Source organism: Streptomyces phaeolivaceus (genome assembly GCF_009184865.1).
GTDB lineage: Bacteria > Actinomycetota > Actinomycetes > Streptomycetales > Streptomycetaceae > Streptomyces > Streptomyces phaeolivaceus.
In genome coordinates this window covers 8,958,489-8,976,749 of sequence record NZ_CP045096.1, presented here as the reverse complement: position 1 = coordinate 8,976,749, position 18,261 = coordinate 8,958,489, and the positions used below count along the sequence as shown (strand labels likewise).

At 71.9% G+C, this 18,261-nt stretch carries 18 protein-coding genes; 2 read left to right on the top strand and 16 right to left on the bottom strand.

The window, feature by feature from the left end; all coding sequences use genetic code 11:
- Positions 1–52: 52 nt before the first annotated feature.
- From F9278_RS40925 to F9278_RS40870, 12 genes are all read right to left on the bottom strand, one after another.
- Complete coding sequence (locus F9278_RS40925) at positions 53–412, bottom strand: MmcQ/YjbR family DNA-binding protein (RefSeq protein ID WP_152172829.1); 360 nt, start codon at positions 410–412, stop codon at positions 53–55.
- A 98-nt stretch (positions 413–510) separates the two neighbouring features.
- Positions 511–981 (bottom strand): GNAT family N-acetyltransferase, encoded by a 471-nt coding sequence (locus F9278_RS40920; protein WP_152174430.1) that lies wholly within the window; start codon positions 979–981, stop codon positions 511–513.
- Between the two features lie 98 nt (positions 982–1,079).
- The gene (locus F9278_RS40915; RefSeq protein WP_152172828.1) at positions 1,080–1,664 is read right to left on the bottom strand and encodes a helix-turn-helix domain-containing protein; all 585 of its coding nucleotides are present in this window, start codon (positions 1,662–1,664) and stop codon (positions 1,080–1,082) included.
- A gap of 47 nt (positions 1,665–1,711) precedes the next feature.
- Positions 1,712–2,611, bottom strand: coding sequence for a LysR family transcriptional regulator (locus F9278_RS40910; RefSeq protein ID WP_152172827.1), 900 nt, complete (start codon positions 2,609–2,611; stop codon positions 1,712–1,714).
- Positions 2,612–2,729: 118 nt separating this feature from the next.
- A complete protein-coding gene (locus F9278_RS40905; protein WP_152172826.1) occupies positions 2,730–3,929 on the bottom strand; it encodes a glycine C-acetyltransferase in 1,200 nt (399 codons plus the stop codon).
- A gap of 27 nt (positions 3,930–3,956) precedes the next feature.
- Positions 3,957–4,985: an L-threonine 3-dehydrogenase gene (gene tdh, locus F9278_RS40900; RefSeq protein WP_152172825.1), complete on the bottom strand. Its 1,029-nt coding sequence runs from the start codon at positions 4,983–4,985 to the stop codon at positions 3,957–3,959.
- 185 nt (positions 4,986–5,170) lie between these two features.
- Entirely contained in the window at positions 5,171–5,728 is a 558-nt protein-coding gene (locus F9278_RS40895; RefSeq protein ID WP_152172824.1) for a GAF domain-containing protein, read from the bottom strand.
- The gene (locus F9278_RS40890) at positions 5,725–6,324 is read right to left on the bottom strand and encodes a GTP-binding protein (protein WP_152172823.1); all 600 of its coding nucleotides are present in this window, start codon (positions 6,322–6,324) and stop codon (positions 5,725–5,727) included. Before F9278_RS40890 ends, F9278_RS40895 begins: the two co-directional genes overlap by 4 nt.
- Positions 6,302–6,673 carry a DUF742 domain-containing protein gene (locus F9278_RS40885; protein ID WP_152174429.1) on the bottom strand — a complete coding sequence of 124 codons (372 nt, stop codon included), beginning with the start codon at positions 6,671–6,673 and terminating at the stop codon, positions 6,302–6,304. Before F9278_RS40885 ends, F9278_RS40890 begins: the two co-directional genes overlap by 23 nt.
- A gap of 2 nt (positions 6,674–6,675) precedes the next feature.
- Entirely contained in the window at positions 6,676–7,107 is a 432-nt protein-coding gene (locus tag F9278_RS40880; RefSeq protein ID WP_152172822.1) for a roadblock/LC7 domain-containing protein, read from the bottom strand.
- 86 nt (positions 7,108–7,193) lie between these two features.
- On the bottom strand, positions 7,194–9,542 hold the full coding sequence (locus F9278_RS40875) for an ATP-binding protein (protein WP_193241854.1): 2,349 nt from the start codon (positions 9,540–9,542) through the stop codon (positions 7,194–7,196).
- Between the two features lie 412 nt (positions 9,543–9,954).
- Positions 9,955–11,133 (bottom strand): MBL fold metallo-hydrolase, encoded by a 1,179-nt coding sequence (locus F9278_RS40870; protein ID WP_193241853.1) that lies wholly within the window; start codon positions 11,131–11,133, stop codon positions 9,955–9,957.
- 247 nt (positions 11,134–11,380) lie between these two features.
- Here F9278_RS40870 and F9278_RS40860 point away from each other — a divergent pair, with 247 nt between their 5' ends.
- Together F9278_RS40860 and F9278_RS40855 are read left to right on the top strand one after the other, a co-directional pair.
- On the top strand, positions 11,381–12,562 hold the full coding sequence (locus F9278_RS40860; RefSeq protein ID WP_152172820.1) for a Glu/Leu/Phe/Val dehydrogenase dimerization domain-containing protein: 1,182 nt from the start codon (positions 11,381–11,383) through the stop codon (positions 12,560–12,562).
- A 130-nt stretch (positions 12,563–12,692) separates the two neighbouring features.
- Positions 12,693–13,313 carry a TetR/AcrR family transcriptional regulator gene (locus F9278_RS40855; RefSeq protein WP_193241852.1) on the top strand — a complete coding sequence of 207 codons (621 nt, stop codon included), beginning with the start codon at positions 12,693–12,695 and terminating at the stop codon, positions 13,311–13,313.
- A 191-nt stretch (positions 13,314–13,504) separates the two neighbouring features.
- Here F9278_RS40855 and F9278_RS40850 read toward each other — a convergent pair whose 3' ends face one another.
- The 4 genes from F9278_RS40850 to F9278_RS40835 all read right to left on the bottom strand — a co-directional run bounded on the left by F9278_RS40850 (position 13,505) and on the right by F9278_RS40835 (position 18,258).
- Positions 13,505–14,290, bottom strand: coding sequence for an SGNH/GDSL hydrolase family protein (locus F9278_RS40850; RefSeq protein WP_152172819.1), 786 nt, complete (start codon positions 14,288–14,290; stop codon positions 13,505–13,507).
- A gap of 108 nt (positions 14,291–14,398) precedes the next feature.
- On the bottom strand, positions 14,399–15,142 hold the full coding sequence (locus F9278_RS40845) for a DUF6250 domain-containing protein (RefSeq protein ID WP_152172818.1): 744 nt from the start codon (positions 15,140–15,142) through the stop codon (positions 14,399–14,401).
- Positions 15,139–17,064 carry a rhamnogalacturonan lyase family protein gene (locus F9278_RS40840; RefSeq protein WP_226967150.1) on the bottom strand — a complete coding sequence of 642 codons (1,926 nt, stop codon included), beginning with the start codon at positions 17,062–17,064 and terminating at the stop codon, positions 15,139–15,141. Before F9278_RS40840 ends, F9278_RS40845 begins: the two co-directional genes overlap by 4 nt.
- Before the next feature lie 180 nt (positions 17,065–17,244).
- Positions 17,245–18,258, bottom strand: a complete 1,014-nt coding sequence (locus tag F9278_RS40835; RefSeq protein ID WP_152172817.1) for a M23 family metallopeptidase — start codon at positions 18,256–18,258, stop codon at positions 17,245–17,247.
- Positions 18,259–18,261 lie beyond the last annotated feature (3 nt).

The window sequence follows — 18,261 nt, the reverse complement described above, 5'->3', positions numbered from 1 at the left end:
CCTAGGACTGGCCCAGGACCGGGGTCCCGGGGCGGGATGCCCGGCCGTCGGATCAGTCGGCGGTGGGGAGTCCCAGCTCCGGGTGGTTGTCGAGGAGTTGGGTGGGAGCCGCCTGGCGCCAGGAGTCGGCGAGGATGTCCGCCAGCTCGGGCTCGTCCTCCAGGGCGGAGAGCCGCACGCGCACCCAGGCGAAGCCCGCCTCGTGGTCGGCGATCCAGAACTTCTCGGGCTCGGCGAGCACCAGCTCGTCCCGCTCCACCTTGGGGCAGCGCACGGCCATGGACGTCTCGTCCTCCGGCAGGGTCACGAACATCTTCCCCGCCACGCGGAAGGTGGGCATGCTCCAGGCGACCTTCTCCGTGGTGTCGGGCAGGGAGAGGGCCACACGTCGTACGTCTTCTGCATCGGGCATGGGACGCACGGTAGCGGTGACCACTGACAATCGCCGAGCACGGACGATCACCGGGCAAGGACGATCAGTGGGCGCGGACGATCACCGGGCAGGGACGGTCATCGGGCGGGCTCCCGCGTCCCCGGTCTCTTGTAGTAGATCGACGTGGGCCGCAGGGTGCCGTGGGGGTTCGCCGCGTAGTCGGGGATCGTCCCGATCCTGGTCCAGCCGGTCCCGGCGTAGAGCCGCTCGGCCGGGCTGTCGGTCTCGGTGTCCAGGTGCAGCAGGGAGATGCCCGCGTCGGCGGCGGCCCGTTCGGCGGTCGCGAGGAGCGCGCGGCCGAGTCCCTGGCCACGGGCGTCCCGGTGGACCATGAGCTTGACGAGTTCGGCCCGGTGACGGCTGTTGGGCTTGTCCGGGAGCACGAGACCGACCGTGCCGACCACCCGGCCACCGTCGGACGCCACCCACACGACGAGGCCGCCGGCGGCCACCGCGGCGGCCCGTTCCCGCCACCAGCCGACGGCGGCCGTCCGGTCGAGCGGCGCGAGAAAGCCGATCGAGGCACCGCCGTCCACGGTGTCGACCATCAGGTCCGCCAACTCCTCGGCGAGGGCGAGCAGTCGTCCGCCGTCGAGCCGGGAGATCGCGGGGGCGGCCGGGATCGCGGGCGTCGCGGGGACCGCCGTCACGGCTTCACCACCACCAGCGCGTACCGCGCGTCCTCGGGCCCAGGGCACCTGAACCGGGTCGCTCCCCACACCCGAATCCGCAGACAGTCCCCGACGGCCAACCGGTGCTCCGCCTCCCGGTCGGTCACGTGCAGGGTGCCGTCCAGGACCCAGATGTGCTGTTCGAGGCCGGGCACGGGCGGTCCGTCGTAGACGAGGTCCGCGCCCGCCGCGAGCAGTCCCTCGACGAGTTCGCCGCGCAGCCCCGCCGCCGGGGGTGACACGGACCGTCGTACGAATCCGGCGGCGCCGTCCTGCCACACCGTCTGCTCCCCCGCGCGCACTACGGGGACCGGCTCGGACTCGACCTCGCTGAGCAGCTGGGACATCGTGCGGCCGTAGACATGGCAGAGGCGGTTCAGGAGGGCGGCCGTGGGGCTGGTCTCCGCGCGCTCGGCCCGGGAGAGGGTGGAGCGGCTGACCCCGCTGCGGTCCGCCAACTCGCCCAGGGACCAGCCGTGTTCGGCCCGCAGCTCGGCTAGACGGGCGGCCAGGCGGAGATCGACGGGGTCCAGCACTGCCGCTTCTTCGACGCTTCCCATATCCGGGATGATATCCCGGATATGAAACACCTATGCCGTGCCCCGCCTCACTCCGCCGCCTCCCCCAGCGCCTCCAGCACCTGCCGGATCAGCGGGTGGCCCTCCGCGCCACGACGTACGGCGGCGAAGACACGGCGCGTGGGAGCCACCCCGTCCACGGGGCGTACGACCACGCCCGTGAGGTCCGTGCCGCGCAGCGCCGAGCGGGGGACCAGGGCGACTCCCGCGTCGGCGGAGGCGAGGGCGACGACGGCACGGAAGTCGTCGGAGGAGTGTTCGAGGCGCGGTTGGAAGCCGGCGTGCTCGCAGGCCAGGACGACCACGTCATGGCAGGGGTTGCCGGGGTAGGGCCCGATCCAGGGGTCCTTGGCGAGTTCCGCGAGCGGCACCTCGGCAGCGTCGGCGAGACGGTGACTCACCGGTACGACCGCGTCGAAGGGCTCGGCGTAGAGGGAGACATGGGTGAGACGGGGGTCGTCCGCGGCCGGGGCGCCCCGGTACTCGACGGCCACGGCGATGTCGACCTGCCGGTCCAGGACCATCGGGAGGCTGGCGTCGCCCTCGGCGTCCTGGACGCGGATCCGGATGCCGGGCGCGGACCCGGCGAGCAGGGCGAGCGCGGGCGCGACGACCTGGGCGATGCCGGTGGCGAAGGAGGCGACGGTGACGGTGCCCGCCTCGCCCGAGTCGTACGCGGCCAGTTCCGCCGCCGCCTGCTCCAGCTGGGCGAGGACCGCGTTGGTGTGACCGAGCAGGATCTCTCCGGCCGGGGTGAGCCGAACGCCCTTGGCGCCGCGTTCGACCAGGCGGTGGCCGGTCTCCTGCTCCAGGGCGGTCAGCTGCTGGGACACGGCGGACGGGGTGAGGTAGAGCGCGGCGGCAGCCGCCGTCACCGTGCGGTGGTCGGCCACCGCACGCAGGATGTGGAGCCGCCGTGCTTCGATCACGGGATCGATTCTCTCAAACGCCCGATCCCCCGACCCGCGCCCGCCGGGACGTCCACCCTGACGCCAAGGCGTCCGCCGTGATACCGAGGCGTCGGCCCTGACGCCGAAGCGTCCGCCCTCAGGCCGGCAGCTCGGCCCGCGCCGCCACGAACGCGTCCACCGCCCGGTTCACGTCCGCCGTCGAGTGGGCGGCGGAGAGCTGGACGCGGATGCGGGCCTTGTCCTGCGGGACGACGGGGTAGGAGAAGCCGATCACATACACACCGCGCTCCAGGAGCAGTTCGGCGAGACGGCCCGCCTTCGCCGCGTCGCCGATCATGACGGGGGCGATGGGGTGGTCGCCGGGGAGCAGGTCGAAGCCCTCCTCGGTCATCCGGCGGCGGAACAGCGCGGTGTTCTCGGCGAGCCGGATCCGCAGGTCGTCGGCCGACTCCAGCAGGTCGAGCACCTTCAGGGAGGCCGCCGCGATCACCGGGGCGAGCGTGTTCGAGAAGAGGTACGGGCGGGAGCGCTGGCGCAGCAGGGCGACGATCTCGGCGCGGGCCGCGACGTAACCGCCGGAGGCACCGCCGAGGGCCTTGCCGAGGGTGCCGGTGATGATGTCGACGCGGTCCATCACGCCGTGCAGTTCGGGGGTGCCACGGCCGCCGGGGCCGGTGAAGCCGACGGCGTGGGAGTCGTCGACCATGACCATGGCGTCGTGGCGGTCGGCGAGGTCGCAGATCTCGCGGAGCGGGGCCACATAGCCGTCCATGGAGAAGACGCCGTCGGTGACGATCAGTTTGCGCCGGGCGCCGCCCTCCGCCGCCTCCTTCAACTGCCTTTCCAGGTCGGCGAGATCACGGTTGGCGTAGCGGAAGCGGCGGGCCTTGGACAGCCGGATGCCGTCGATGATCGAGGCGTGGTTGAGGGCGTCGGAGATCACCGCGTCCTCGGGGCCGAGCAGGGTCTCGAAGACACCGCCGTTGGCGTCGAAGCAGGAGGAGTAGAGGATGGTGTCCTCCTGGCCGAGGAACGCCGACAGCCGCGCCTCCAGTTCCTTGTGCACCTCCTGCGTCCCGCAGATGAAGCGGACGGAGGCCATGCCGTAGCCCCAGCGGTCGAGGGCCTCGTGGGCGGCGGCGATCACCTCGGGGTGGTCGGCGAGGCCGAGGTAGTTGTTGGCGCAGAAGTTGAGGACCTCGCCGGGGCGGCCACCGGCGGTGACGGCGACCGTCGCGGACTGCGGGGTGCCGATGACGCGCTCGGGCTTGTGCAGCCCGGCGGCGCGGATCTCGTCGAGGGTGGTGCGAAGGTCGTCGCGCACGGAGTCGAACATCAGGAACTCCCAGAAGAAGCAGGTGACTTACGCGGTCCAGTCGAGAATGACCTTGCCGCCGGTGCCGCTGACCGCGTCCGCGAACGCCGCCTCGTGGTCGCGGTAGCCGTGCCGGCCGGTGATGACGGGGGCCAGGTCGAGACCACCCTCCAGCAGGACCGTCATCGCGTACCAGGTCTCGAACATCTCCCGACCGTAGACACCCTTGATGGTGATCATGGAGGTGACGATCCGGGACCAGTCGACGGCGAACTCCTCGGCCGGCAGCCCGAGCATGGCGATCCGGCCTCCGTGGGTCATATTGGCGATCATGTCGCGCATCGCGACGGGGCTGCCGGACATCTCCAGACCGATGTCGAAGCCCTCGCGCAGGCCGAGGGTCCGCTGTCCGTCGGCGACGGTCGACTCCCGCACGTCGAGCGCGAGGCTGACGCCGATCTTCCGGGCCAGTTCCAGCCGGTCCGCGCTGACGTCCGTGATCACGACGTGGCGGGCGCCGGCGTGCCGGGCGACGGCGGCGGCCATCAGCCCGATCGGCCCGGCGCCGGTGATCAGGACGTCCTCCCCGACCAGCGGGAACGACAGCGCGGTGTGCACGGCGTTGCCGAACGGGTCGAAGATCGCGGCCACGTCGAGGTCGACGGGGACCCGGTGCACCCAGACGTTGGTCGCGGGCAGGGCGACGTACTCCGCGAAGGCGCCGTCGCGTCCGACGCCGAGCCCGACGGTGGCGCGGCACAGATGGCGGCGGCCGGCGAGGCAGTTGCGGCACTTGCCGCAGACCAGGTGTCCCTCGCCGCTGACCAGGTCGCCCGCCTGGATGTCGGTGACGGCCCGTCCGGTCTCCACGACCTCGCCGACGAACTCGTGACCGGCCACGAGCGGGGTGCGTATGGTCTGCCGGGCCCAGCCGTCCCAGGACCGTATGTGCAGATCGGTGCCGCAGATCCCGGTCCGCAGAACCTTGATCAGTACGTCGCCGGGGCCGATCTCGGGCTCCGGGACGTCGACGAGCCACAGTCCGGGCTCCGCCTTCTCCTTGACCAGCGCCTTCAACGCTACGGCTCCTGTGGGTGCGCCCCCGGCGCGGGGCATGACGAACGGGCCCGTACCGGGGAGAGGGGTGGGAACGCCGATCAATCTGCCGTACGGCGGCACCCTGGGTCCATCGAGGTTTTCTTAACCTCCGCCGCAGCTTTCCTTCACGCCGATCCGCCATGAAGTGCCGGCCGCCCCCGGCCTCACGGGAACGCCTCCCGGCCCTCGATCCGGGCGGTCAGCTCCGCGGCCATCGACTTGATCGTCTCCAGTCCGGCCCGGCCCCAGGGGCGGGGCCGGACGTCCATGACGCAGACCGTGCCGAGGGCGATGCCGGTGCTGTCGAGGAGAGGGGCGCCGAGGTAGGAGCGAACGCCATGGTCGTCGACGACGGGGTTCCCGGCGAACTTCGGGTATTCGCGCACGTCTTCGAGGACAAGCCCTTTGCGGCGGACCACCACATAGGGGCAGAAGCCGTGGTCACGGGCGAGGTGCCGGTCCACCCCGAGCACGGTGGTGTCCGTCGTGGGCTCCGCCGACACATGCAGTCCGGCGAAGAACTGCCGCCTCTCGTCGATGAAGTTGACCATCGCGTACGGCACCGCGGCGACCTCGGCGAGGCGGTCCGCGAAGGCGTCGAAGGACGGTTCGGCGTACTCACCGAGCCCCAGCAGCCGCAGCCGCTCCACACGTTCGGGAGCGTCGCGGTCCTCGGGGGTGAGCAGCAGCCGGCCGACCGGACGCGGTGGGTCGTACGTCACGTGTGGGCTCCGTGGCTCGGCAGCTGGGCCGGGGTGTGGGCGAGGAGGTGCCGTACGAGGGTGAGCAGGGTCTGGACGCCCGAGCTGGAGATCCGGGCGTCGCAGCAGACGACGGGGATCTCCGGGTCGAGATCGAGGGCCGCGCGGACCTCGTCGGCGTCGTAACGGAAGGAGCCGTCGAACTCGTTGATGGCGACGATGAAGGCGAGGCCGCGCTGCTCGAAGAAGTCGACCGCGGCGAAGCAGTCCTCCAGGCGGCGGGTGTCGGCGAGGATGACCGCGCCGAGGGCGCCCTCGGAGAGTTCGTCCCACATGAACCAGAACCGCTGCTGTCCGGGGGTGCCGAACAGATAGAGCACATGGCGCGGGTCGAGGGTGATGCGGCCGAAGTCCATCGCGACGGTCGTCTCGACCTTGTTCTCGATGCCGTCGAGATTGTCTGTGGCGGCGCTCACGGTGGTGAGCAGTTCCTCCGTGCTCAGCGGCGCGATCTCGCTCACCGCGCCGACGAAGGTCGTCTTGCCGACCCCGAACCCTCCCGCCACCAAGATCTTCAGTGCGGTGGGAAAGGGGTCAGAGCTGTCGTCGTAGTCCATCGAGCACTGCCTCCAGAAGAGACCGGTCTGTCGGGTTGTGGTGGAAAACCGGGGGCTTGGTGGTGAGGGCCCCGCAGTCGACGAGGTCGGACAGCAGCACCTTGGTGACCGCCGCCGGCAGCTTGAGGTGAGCGGCGACCTCGGCGACCGAGACGGGTGCCCGGCACAGGTCGAGTGCCTGTGCGTGCTCGGGGCCCAGATAGCCGAGGGGGGTCGCCCCGGTGGCCATCACCTGTGAGAGGAGATCGAGCGCGGTCGTCGGCCGGGTCCGGCCGTTGATGACGGTGTAGGGGCGCACCAGACGCCCGGCGGCGTCGTCGTACAGGGGTCCGTCGCCGGCCGTGGGCACGGTCAAGGCCTCATCGCGGAGGGTTCGACGGCCTGCCGGGGCTGGGTGACCAGGTAGGGGCGGACGCTCTTGACCAGCATCGCCATCTCGTAGCCGAGGACGGCGGCGTCGGCCTCACGTCCGGCGAGCACGGCGAGGCAGGTGCCGGAGCCGGCGGTGGAGACGAACAGCAGGGTCGAGTCGAGTTCGACGACGACCTGGCGGACGTCGCCGCCGTCGCCGAAGCGGACGCCCGCGCTGCGGCCGAGGGAGTACAGGCCGGAGGCCAGGGCCGCCATGTGGTCGGCACTGTCCGGATCGAGGCCGTGGACCGACTTCACCAGCCCGTCGCAGGAGAGCAGCACCGCGCTCGTGGTGTGCGGTACGCGCTGGACGAGGCCGCTCATCAGCCAGTCGAGATCGGAAACCTGGCCGGTCGGCGCATCGCTCGCCATGGTGGATCGACTCCTTGGGGTGCGTTGGTCTGCGGGAGCGGAGGGGGTGGAGGTGAGGACCGTGGTGGGGGTGGGGTGGGGGGTGGTCATCCGGCCGGTGTGCTCCCGTCCTGCCGGGGCGTGAGGTCGTGCGCCGCGTCGAGGGCCGACGGCGGTACGGCCATGGGGGCGATGCCCCTGGGGTGTCCGCCCAGGGGACCGAGGGGCTGGACGGCGTCCTTGTGGGGGGCGTCCATGTGGGCCAGTTCCATGCGGAGCGCCTCCACGTGGCCCGTACCGCCGTGGGACGCGGGGGCCGGGTGGCCCGGGGTCGGTGGTCCCGGGGTCGGTGGTCCCGGGGTCGGTGGTCCCGGGTTCAGCGGTCCCGGCTTCAGCTGTCCCGTGTTCAGCTGTCCCGTGTTCAGCTGTCCCGTGTCGATGCGGGACGCGGCGTCGGGGGCCGGGGGTGTCAGGTCCACGGCGATCGTGCCGAGCGACGACGTCTCCAGTGGCGACGTGTCCAGTGACGACGTCTCCAGTGACGACGTGTCCCAGTCGGAGCTCTCCATCTGGCGGGCCTCGGCGAGTCCGATGCCGCGCTGGAAGGCGGCCATCAGCCCGGGGTCGTGGCCGATGTAGTGGTCGGGGTCCTGGCGGGGCGTGGGCGGGGGGCCGCCGCGCAGCTGGGGCACGATGTGCTGCTGGGCGCGGCGGCGCGGCAGTTGGGGCTTGCCCATGGTGCCGCGGACGGCGCCGCCGACCCGGGGGGTCGGGGGTGCCCCGGCGTTGTCGGAGACGGTCCGCCGGTCGTCGGGGCGGATGCCGGGCATCGCCTCGGCCGGGTTGGGCCGCTCCTCACGGGCGCCGCGCACCGGCAGCGGGGTCGGCCCGGAGCCGCCTCTGCCCGGTCCCTGGCGGTCGGCACCCCGGTCGCCGCCCCGGTCGCTGCTCCGCCCGGGACCCTGCTGCCGGGGCACGGAGGCACGGGCCGGGCCCGGGACGGAACGGTGGCCGGACTCGGGTCGCGCGGACGGCGTGGACGCCGGGCGGCCGGGCTGCGCGGGCGCGGGCCTGCCGGTGGCGGACCGGCCGGAACGGTCGGGACGGCCGGGACGGTCGCTCGCGGGACGGTCGGCGTGGCCGGGCGCCGGGACCCGCTGGGGAGTGACGGGGTGTGCGTGGCGGGGCCCGTCCGGGCGGCGTACGCCGGTGCTCTCCTCGGTGCGGGGCTGGTTCTGCGGCTGGTCGCCGGGCTCGGCGCCGAGCAGGCCCTGCGGGACGACGAACGCGGCCTGCACCCCGCCGTAGATGTTGGTCTGCAGACGGACCTGGATGCCGTGGCGGCGGGCCAGCTGGGAGACCACGAAGAGGCCGATCCGGCCGTCCTGGAGCAGGCTCGCGACGTTGACCTGGTCGGGGTCGGCGAGCAGGGCGTTCATCTTGTTCTGCTCGGTGACGGGCATGCCGAGACCGCGGTCCTCGACCTCGACGGCCAGCCCGGAGGTGACGAGGTTGGCGCGCAGCAGGACCTGGGTGTGCGGGGCGGAGAACACCGTGGCGTTCTCGACGAGTTCGGCGAGGAGGTGGATGACGTCGGCGACGGCGTGCCCGCGCAGGGTGCCGTCGACCGGGGGCACCAGCTTGACCCGGGAGTACTGCTCGACCTCGGCGATCGCGGAGCGCAGCACCTCGGTCATGGAGACGGGGTTGCTCCACTGGCGGCGGGAGACGGCGCCGCCGAGGACGGCGAGGTTCTCGGCGTGGCGGCGGATGCGGGTGGCGAGATGGTCGACGTGGAAGAGGCCCTTGAGGAGATCGGGGTCCTCGATCTCGTTCTCCAGGTCGTCGAGGATGGAGATCTCGCGCTGGACCAGGGACTGGAGCCGGCGCGCCAGGTTCACGAAGACTTCGAGCTTCTGTTCGCTGCCGGCGTGGCTGGAGAGCTGGGAGGCCTGGACGACGGCGGTGACGGCGCTGTCGTGGGCGCGGGTCAGATCGGCGGTGAGCAGTTCGAAGTCGTCGGCGCCGGCGGCGGGTTTGGTGCGGGCGCGCGCGGGCGGCTGGTCGCCGCGCCGGAGCGCGTCGACGAGGTCGCGCAGGTCGTCCTCGCTCCTGGTGCTGACCTGCCGCAGGGCGCCCAGCCGTTCACGGACGGCCCTGGCGGTGCGGCCGGCGGCCACGGCGGCGATCGCGATACCGGCGAGGGCCACGGCGGCGGCTCCGGCGAGGACCGCCCACAGGGTGAGGCTGGGGCGGGCGCCGCCGGCGCGGAAGGTGAAGAGGACGGCGGCGCAGGCGCTGAGGGCGACGGCGGTGGGGGGCAGGACCGCGAGGCGCACCAGCTGTTGCCGTATGTGGATCTCGGGCAGTGAGGGGACGGCACGGGGGGCCGGTCGCCCGTGCCGCCCGCCTTCACGGCGGTCTGCGCGGGCGGCCGGTGCGCGAAGGTGAGACATCAGCGTCCTCGTACTGTCCGTCTGGGCGTGGGGGTGCCGCGCCTGGGCGACTTGGGCATGCGCCATCGCGTGTCGGTCGCGAGAGTCGAAGAATTCGGCCCAGCGTCGTCCGACGGCAACTCACAGTAGTCGGCAACGCGTCATGTGCGATGCGCAGTTGACAAAGACCTCCGTAATGCGTCCCGCTCTGGTATGAGGCTTCGTGCGACAGTCCGATAATTCTTCGGACGCCTGTTCCTGCGGGATTCCTTCTGTACCCGAATTTCGATCAGAGCCGATCAGAAAAGGGCGCGAAAAGACGTCGAGGGCCGGGGAGCAATTCGCTCCCCGGCCCTCGACGTCAATCGAAAAATCACCCTGTCGGGAGAATTCCCGACCTGTTTTCCGTTCCCGGCTTGCCGGTCCCGGTCTCTCAGCTCTCGGCCACCAGGTCCAGTCGCTCGCCCACCGGCGGCCAGGCCGCCCAGCCGCCGACCGGTTGCTGGGACACCGGACGCCACCACGGGTCGACCGGCGGTGTGCTCTTCGGCTCGAACGGCTCCCCCGGCCGCGGTGCGGCCATGGTGACCCCCGCGTCGTGCGTCGCCCACATCATGCGCTCGCCCGGCTCGGCCCAGGCGTGCATCGCCAGGTTGAACGTCGCCCAGTGGATCGGCATCATCACGCCGCCGGGCTCGCCGCCCTGGAGGTCGAGATGGGTCCGCAGCCCCTCGTCGGGCGTCATGTGGATGTCGGGCCAGAACTCCGAATAGGCGCCGACCTGGATCATGGTGATGTCGAACGGGCCGTGCGCGGCGCCGATGTCCTTGAAGCCGTCGAAGTACCCGGTGTCCCCGCTGTGGTAGATCCGGTGCTCGTCACCGGCGACGACCCAGGAGGCCCACAGGGTGTGCTGGATGTTGCGCAGCCCCCGGCCGCAGAAGTGCCGGGCGGGGGTCGCGGTCAGGGTGAGACCGCCGACCTTGGTGGCCTCCTGCCAGTCCAGCTCGCGGATCCGGTCCGCGGAGACGCCCCAGTGCTCCAGGTGGGCACCGACACCGAGCGGCACGGCGAAGACCGTGTCCGTCCCGGCCAGCTCCTTGATCGAGGGCATGTCCAGATGGTCGTAGTGGTCGTGCGAGATGACGACGACGTCGACCGGGCCGAGCGCGGCCAGCGGCACCGGCACGGGGTGCAGCCGCTTGGGCCCGGCGAAGGCGAACGGGGAGCAGCGCTCGCCCCAGACCGGGTCGAAGAGCACCCGGTGGCCGTCGATCTCGGCGAGCACACTGGAATGTCCCATCCAGGTGATCCGCAGCCCGCTCGCCGGGGGTCTCGCCAGGTCGGCGAGGGTCGTGGGATGGACGGGGATCAGGCCCGCCGGGGCCCGGCGCACCCGCTCGTCCTTGCGGAAGTAGCTCTTCGCCATCTCCATCGCGGCATTGCCGGAGGGACGGATCTTGGCGCCCTCGGGATTCACGAAGACCCCGTTCGCGAAATGCGGGGATCTGCGGATCCGCTCCAGCCGGGCACCGCTCGGGTCCGCGCCGAACGCGGCCGGCCGCGCGGCGCGCAGCCCCGAGCTGAGAGAACGGGATCCGGAACCGGACACGGCACCTCCAGGTGGATTCGCTCAGGCATCCCATTATGGTCCGCCCCTCCGACAGCGTCGGGTCCGACCCGTCCCCGCACGATGCAATACTGACCAACTATTCAGTAGCCCCCTTTGTTCCCGCCGCCCCCTCCCGCTTCCGCCCCCTCCCGCTTCCGCCCCTCTCCTCTCCTCCCCTCTCCTCCCCTCCCCTCTTCTCCCCTCTTCTCCCCGCCACTCCGCAGCCCAGACCACTCCGAGGAGCGCCATGACCACGCCCCCCTTCATGTCCCTCACCTGGACCGACCACGTCACGGGCCGACGGGGCTTTCTCGTCGTGGACCGGCTGGTGCGCGGGGTCTCCAGCGGCGGACTGCGGATGCGCCCCGGCTGCACCCTCGACGAGGTCGCCGGGCTCGCCCGCGGGATGACGATGAAGGAGGCGCTGCACTACGACCCCGAGGGCCGGTATGTCCCGCTCGGCGGCGCCAAGGGCGGCATCGACTGCGACCCCCGGGACCCGGAGGCGTACGACGTCCTGGTCCGCTATCTGCGGGCGACGCGCCCGTACATCGAGAACTTCTGGACCACCGGTGAGGACCTCGGTCTGAGCCAGGATCTGATCGACCGGGCAGCGGCCGAGGCGGGTCTCGTGTCGACGATCCAGGCGGTGTACCCCCTCCTGGACGACGAGGAGACGGCCCGGCGACGCCTCACGGACGCGTTCGCGGTCCGGGTGGACGGCATCGGCCTGGACGAGCTGGTCGGCGGCTGCGGTGTCGCCGAGTCCGTCCTCACCGCCCTGGACCGGGTCGGCGCGCCGTACGCGGGGACGCGGGTCGCCGTGCAGGGCCTGGGCACGATGGGCGGGGCGACCGCGCGCTTCCTCGCCCGCGCCGGCCTGACGATCGTCGCCGTCGCCGACATCAAGGGCACGATCGCGAACCCGGCGGGCCTGGACGTCGAGTCGCTGCTCGCCGCCCGCGACGCGCACGGCACGATCGACCGGTCCGCCCTCGGCCCGGACGACCGGGAGGGCCCCGCCGACGCGTGGCTGGCCGGCGAAGCCGACGTACTGGTCCCGGCGGCCGTCTCCTACGCGATCGACACCACCAACCACCATCGCGTCACCGCCCGACTGATCGTCGAGGCGGCCAACATGCCCGTGCTCCCGGCGGCCGAGGAACTCCTCACCGCGCGCGGGGTCACCGTCCTGCCCGATGTGGTGGTCAACTCCGGGACGAACGCCTGGTGGTGGTGGACCCTGTTCGGCGACATCGGCCCCACCTCCGACGAGGCGTTCGCGCACACCCGCCGCTCCATGCGCGCCCTCGTCGATCTGATGCTGACCCGGGCCGAGACCGACGGCACGACCCCGCGGGCCGCCGCCCACGCGATCGCCGCCGACCGCCTGCCGACGATCGCGGACCGGTTCGGCCTGCACCGCTGACGACGGCGCCGGCGCGTGCCGGGCGTCGCGGCACCCCGGAGAGCCTCCGAGAGCCCCGGCGATCCGGCGGAAGGGCCCGGGTGGCTCGATCGCGGCGGTGACCGTCAGTGGGCCTCGGTAGGGTTGCCGCGTGGGCAGGGTGCGGTTGAGTGTGGCCGAGCGGCGTGGGGAGCTGCTCCGGGCCGCCATCGAGCAGATCGAGGCGCGGGGCGTGGCGGCGGTACGGATCGCCGACGTGGCCGCCGTCCTCGGGGTGAGCAACGCCTTGGTGCTGTACCACTTCTCCACCAAGGAGCGGCTGGTGGCCGAGGCGTTCCGGTACGCCGCCGAGGACGATCTCGCCCATCTCCGCAAGCTGCTGGGCCGCCGGACCACGGCTCTGCGCCGGCTGCGGGCGGCGGTCCGCTGGTACGCGCCGACCGGTCAGGCCAAGGGCTGGCGCCTGTGGATCGAGGGCTGGGCGGCCGCCCTCCGCGAACCGGCCCTGCGCGAGGTCACCCGCGACCTGGACCGGCAGTGGAAGGCCGCCCTGACCGAGGTCATCGAGGCGGGCGTGGCGGCCGACGAGTTCCACTGCCCCGACCCCCCGGCGACGGCCCTGCGCCTCACCGCCCTCCTGGACGGCCTGGCGGTCCAGCTCACCGCGTACGACGGGGCGGTCTCCCGCAGCCGCGCCCAGGACTGGGCCGACGAGGCCCTGGCCCACGAACTGGGCCTGACGCGCGCATCCTTGACAGCGGCAACCCGCTGACCGCCTACGCCTGAAGCCACCGCCCCGCCCCGCCCCGGCGCACTCGTCAGAACGCCGGAGAACAGACCGTGCCCCGTGAGGGGCGCGGGGAACTGCGCGAGAACCCCCACCGGACCCGCACCCGCCCACGACCGCGAACCCGCCGACCACCGACCACCGACCACCGACCACCGACCACCCAAGGCAACCCCTCAGGCCACCGCCCTGATCCGCATCTTGATGTCGTCCGGCGACAGATGCCCCTTCGCCGACACATGGTCCCCGGAGGACTCCCCGCGCAGCCGCCGCGCGATCCACGGGACCAGATACTCCCGCGCCCAGTGGATGTTGTCCCGTCGCGCCTCCAGCGTGCCGCGCGGCGGCAACGGCGGCCACGGCTGATCGGGATCGGCCGGGATGTCGACGCCCAGCACCTGCCCGGCCCGCAGCGCGACCCGGGTGTGCCCCTCCGGCGACAGATGCAGCCGGTCGAGATCCCAGGCCCGCCGGTCCTGCACCGTCTTGAGGGACCACAGGTCGAGCACGGGGCAGCCGTACCGGTCGGCGATGGCCCGGACATGCAGGTTGTACGTGGCGATCTTGCCCCGCATATGCCTCAGCACCGGCACGTCACGGGTGTCGAACCCGGTGGTCACCATGACCGTGCCGACGGCCGAGGTGAGCCGGACCACCGCCCGCTCGAACCGCTCGGCGACCTCGTCGGGATCGGTGCCGGGCCGGATGATGTCGTTGCCGCCCGCGCAGAAGGAGATCAGATCGGGCGCCAGTTCCAGCGCCCGTGGCACCTGGTCCTCCACGATCTGATCGAGGAGTTTCCCCCGCACGGCGAGGTTGTCGTAGTCGAAGTCGCCCTCGGGCAACCGGTCCGCGAGAAGCACCGCGAACCGGTCGGCCCAGCCCACGAACCGCCCGTCGGGCCCGGGGTCGCCGACGCCCTCGGTGAAGCTGTCCCCCACCGCCACGTACGACCCGATCATTGATCTGCTGTCATTCGAATCGTCTGCCACATCGGGCCATGATTCACCTTCCGATGTGACCTACGCGACCGTAATAAGGGGTTGACGGGCGGTGAGATAGACCACGCGTCAAGTATTGGTCAACCCGGAATACGCCTGGTCGGGACGGCCGAGCCGCCACACGCGGAAGTCCTCGATCCGGAAGTGGCTCCAGGTGGTCCGGAACGCGAAATGTCCCTCCGTGTACGGCTCGGGATCGGTGTGGTCGAACACGAGACGCCCGTTGTTCCACCACCGCACCTTCGACCCGTCGGAGACGATCCGCACATGGTTCGGCTCATTGGCGACGAGCAGCGGCTCGGTGTAGTCGTAGATCAACGGCCGTACACCCGCCTGCCCCACGTACCGGCGCAGCCGCGTCGTCGTATTGGTGTTGGCGCCGTACCCGACGTAGTACGTCCTCAGATGGTCGTACTCGGCGAGGGCTCCCCCGCGCGGGGTGGCGAACAGGTCGTCGGGCGACCGCGCGTCGACGGCGTTCCAGAAGTTGTTCAGATCGGAGACCCGGTCGTTCACCCCGCCCGCGGCGACCGGCGTGGCCGTGTACTCGATCACGTAGGGCCCTTCCAGTCTCCGCCTGAACCAGACCGTGGCCCCGGCGGGTACATCGACCTCCAGCACACCGCGCGCGGCGGTGACGCTACCGCCCCGCTCCAACTCCACGGCCCACTGCCCGAGTCCGTGCCGGAAGTCGTCGGCGGCGATCAGCCGGCCGCGTCGCCGACGTGTGTGCGCGGACGCCGTCCCCGCCGGGGCGAGCGCCGCGAGGGCGGCACCGGCGGCGACGGCTCCGAATGCTCTACGGGTGGTCATGACGCTCCTTCTGTCCCTGCCGTACGGGGAGTCGTGGTGATGACGGGCCTGGGTGCCCGACGGGTCTCGGCGCCGAGGTAGTAGTCCGTGTACGTCGACTGGAGATAGCCCCGGACCGTCCAGCCGAGCCGGTACGCCGGGTTCTGCGCGAGCGTGTAGAGCCGGGTCCGGGTCGGCTCGGTGGTGGTGTGGAGGCGCAGGGCGGTGTGGTCGGCGGTCTCGGCGAGGATCTCCTCGCGCCAGTCGCCGACGATGTCGCCGTAGAACGGGGTCGCGTTGCGGGCCCCGGAGACGACTCCGGCCGGGTCGAAGATCCTCGTACTGGTCTCCGTGGCCGGGTCCCACTCGGAGACATGGGTGAGGTCCAGCAGCTCCGAGCCCTTGTCGCCGTCCCACCAGATACGGAAGTTGACGCTGGGGGTGGTCGTGGCGACCTTGCCGTCCTGGACGTTGTACACGCCGGCGCCGGGTGCGGTGACGTCGGCGGTGGACGTCCAGTACTCGTAGCCGGGGTGGTCCGGGTCGATGTCGCCGGTGCTGCCCCGGCCGACGTCGATGTCGGTGTCGTTCTCCCAGTCCGCCGGATGCCGCCCGGTCACCAGGCGCTCGCCGGTGTCGGCGTCGTAGTAGTACCAGGGGAAGTTCGGGATGACGCCCAACTCGGCCTGCTGGATGGCGAAGCCCTCCAGGCCGGGGCGGTCGGGGTCGAGGTCGGCGATGTGGAAGCGGTCGCCGTGTCCGGCGCCGTCGACGACGTACCGGAGCGTGCCGTCGCCGTTCACCACGTAGTTGCCGTCGGCGATCTCGTCCCTGCCGTCGCGGTCGACGTCGACGGTACGGATCTGGTGGAAGCTGGTGGCGCCGCTGCCCGCGGGGACGACGTACTTCCAGCGGCGGGTGAGGTCCGTGCCGTCGAAGTCCCAGGTCTGGAAGAGGACACGGAAGGCGCCGCGCCGGGCGCCGACCCGGGTGACCAGTTTGGTGACGAGGCTCGGGTGGACACCGTCGAGGTAGGCGATGCCGAAGTGGCCGCCGGAGGGGCCGTCGGCGACGAGGTCCTCGGGCACGGGCTGCCGGGCGCGCTCGGTGCCGGTCGCGCCGTCGACCACGGAGACGAACTGGCTCGCGGGCGACGCTGCCTCGACCCGAGCCCCGTCCGCGAAGGTCGTCCCGTCGGCCGTGTGCACCAGCACCTCGGCCCGGCCGTCGCCGTCCAGGTCGAACACGGTCACGTTGTCGTCGTTGCGGTATCCGCCGATCGCCGTCGAACCGCTGATCGCGGCGGGCGCCGGGTCGTTGGCGCCGTTCCCGCCTGCCTGGGTGTAGGAGCCGGGTCCGAGGTCGACACGCCAGAGCCGCTCGCCGGTCAGCGTGTACGCCTCCAGCAGGTCGGGCCGGTCCCGGGTGCCGGAGAGCCGGCTGACGACCAGCTCGTAGCGTCCGTCCCCGTCGAGGTCACCGGGCCAGGCGTGCTGCACGCTGTATCCGTCGGCGGCGGCGAGCGGGATCTCGGCGTACCCCTTGCCGAAGTCCGGTCCCGGACCCGGCCTCGCTCCCGACCCCGGACCCGGCTTCTCCTCCCGCCCGTCGACGACGGCCCGCACGCTGTACGCGCCCGTGCCCCGGCTGTCGTCCTGGAAGGTCGTCGACCGGGTGATCGGCGCCCGGTTCAGCCGCTTGCGGCCCTTGTACACGTTGAACGCGACGGTGTCGCCGTACCGGGCGTACTCCGTGCCGAGCAGCCGCCAGCTGAGGAAGGTCCCGTCCCCGGACGGCACGGCGACCAGGCCGCGGTCCAGGTTCTCCACGACCCTGCGCGGTGCCTCGGCGGCATGGCCGGCGGGCGCGGAGAAGAGCAGGGCGGTCGCGGTGAGGACGACGGTTCTTCGGGGTCGGGTTCTTCGGGGTCGGGCGGTACGCACCAACACTCCTTCGACGAGGTGGAAAGCGCTTACGCCGAGCACTCTTCCCGCGCCTCGTGGAAGTGTCGAGATGTTGATCAGCCATGCCACAAGACCGCAACACGGCGATCATGAAACGCCGAAGGCCGGCCCCGGATCACGGGAGCCGGCCTTCACCGCGCGCGGTGGGCGGGGGTGCCGTCAGACGCTGACGCCCTTCGAGCGGAGGTAGGCCAGGGGGTCGATGTCCGAGCCGTAGTCGGGGCTGGTGCGGATCTCGAAGTGGAGGTGCGGCCCGGTGACGTTGCCGGTCGCGCCGGAGAGGCCGATCTGCTGGCCGCCGGTCACGGACTGGCCCGCGGAGACCGAGAGCGAGGAGAGGTGGGCGTACTGGGCGTAGTAGCCGTCGGCGAGCTTGATGACGACCTGGTTGCCGTACGCGCCGCCCCAGCCGGCGGAGACGACGGTGCCCGCGCCGACGGCCTTGAGGGTGGTCCCGGTCGGGGCCACGAAGTCGACGCCCGTGTGGTAGCCGCTGGACCACATGCTGCCGGCGGTCTTGTACGCGGTGCCGACGGTGGCGCCCTGGATCGGCACGCTGAAGCCGGAGCCGCTGGACGACGAGGACTGCTCGGTCGACGTGGAGGTCGACGCCTGGGTGTCCTTCGACTCCTGCTTCGAGGTCCCGGCCGACTTCGACGACTGCGACGACTCGGACGACTCGGCGGCCTTGGAGGACTGCGACAGCTGCGGCTTCGACGACTGCGACGAGCCGCCCGAGGTCGCCCGGCCGTCGATGCTGAGCTTGAGGCCCGGGTGGATGAGCGAGGGGTCGGAGCCGATCGCCTCACGGTTGTCCGAGTACAGCTGCTTCCAGCCGCCCTCGACGTCCTGCTCGTCCGCGATCTTCGCGAGGTAGTCGCCGACCTTCACCGAATAGGTCTTGGTCGCCGCCTTCTTGGTGGCGGTCTTCTCGGCCTGCGCGGCCTTCTCGGCCTGCTCGATCCGAGCGCCCGCCTGTGCCGCGGCCTTCTCGGCGGCGACGGTGTCCGTCTTCTCGGACACCCCGGAGACGGCGGCGGTCGGGGTCGCGGCATGGGCGCCCGCGGCTCCGATCAGCGGCAGCGCGAGCGCCGCGCCACCGGTCCCGGCGGCGGCTATCGATCGGGTGAAACGCTGGGACTTCGGACGGCGGTGCTTACCCTTCGCGGGCATGGC

Bases quoted from the DNA above. Each gene is read 5' to 3' on its own strand.
- F9278_RS40925 (WP_152172829.1), bottom strand. From the start codon at position 412: ATGCCCGATGCAGAAGACGTACGACGTGTGGCCCTCTCCCTGCCCGAC.
- F9278_RS40905 (WP_152172826.1), bottom strand. From the start codon at position 3,929: ATGTTCGACTCCGTGCGCGACGACCTTCGCACCACCCTCGACGAGATC.
- F9278_RS40890 (WP_152172823.1), bottom strand. From the start codon at position 6,324: ATGGACTACGACGACAGCTCTGACCCCTTTCCCACCGCACTGAAGATC.
- F9278_RS40850 (WP_152172819.1), bottom strand. From the start codon at position 14,290: ATGATCGGGTCGTACGTGGCGGTGGGGGACAGCTTCACCGAGGGCGTC.
- F9278_RS40845 (WP_152172818.1), bottom strand. From the start codon at position 15,142: ATGACCACCCGTAGAGCATTCGGAGCCGTCGCCGCCGGTGCCGCCCTC.
- F9278_RS40875 (WP_193241854.1), bottom strand. From the start codon at position 9,542: ATGTCTCACCTTCGCGCACCGGCCGCCCGCGCAGACCGCCGTGAAGGC.
- F9278_RS40880 (WP_152172822.1), bottom strand. From the start codon at position 7,107: ATGGCGAGCGATGCGCCGACCGGCCAGGTTTCCGATCTCGACTGGCTG.
- F9278_RS40915 (WP_152172828.1), bottom strand. From the start codon at position 1,664: ATGGGAAGCGTCGAAGAAGCGGCAGTGCTGGACCCCGTCGATCTCCGC.
- F9278_RS40835 (WP_152172817.1), bottom strand. From the start codon at position 18,258: ATGCCCGCGAAGGGTAAGCACCGCCGTCCGAAGTCCCAGCGTTTCACC.
- F9278_RS40920 (WP_152174430.1), bottom strand. From the start codon at position 981: ATGGTCGACACCGTGGACGGCGGTGCCTCGATCGGCTTTCTCGCGCCG.
- F9278_RS40860 (WP_152172820.1), top strand. From the start codon at position 11,381: ATGACCACGCCCCCCTTCATGTCCCTCACCTGGACCGACCACGTCACG.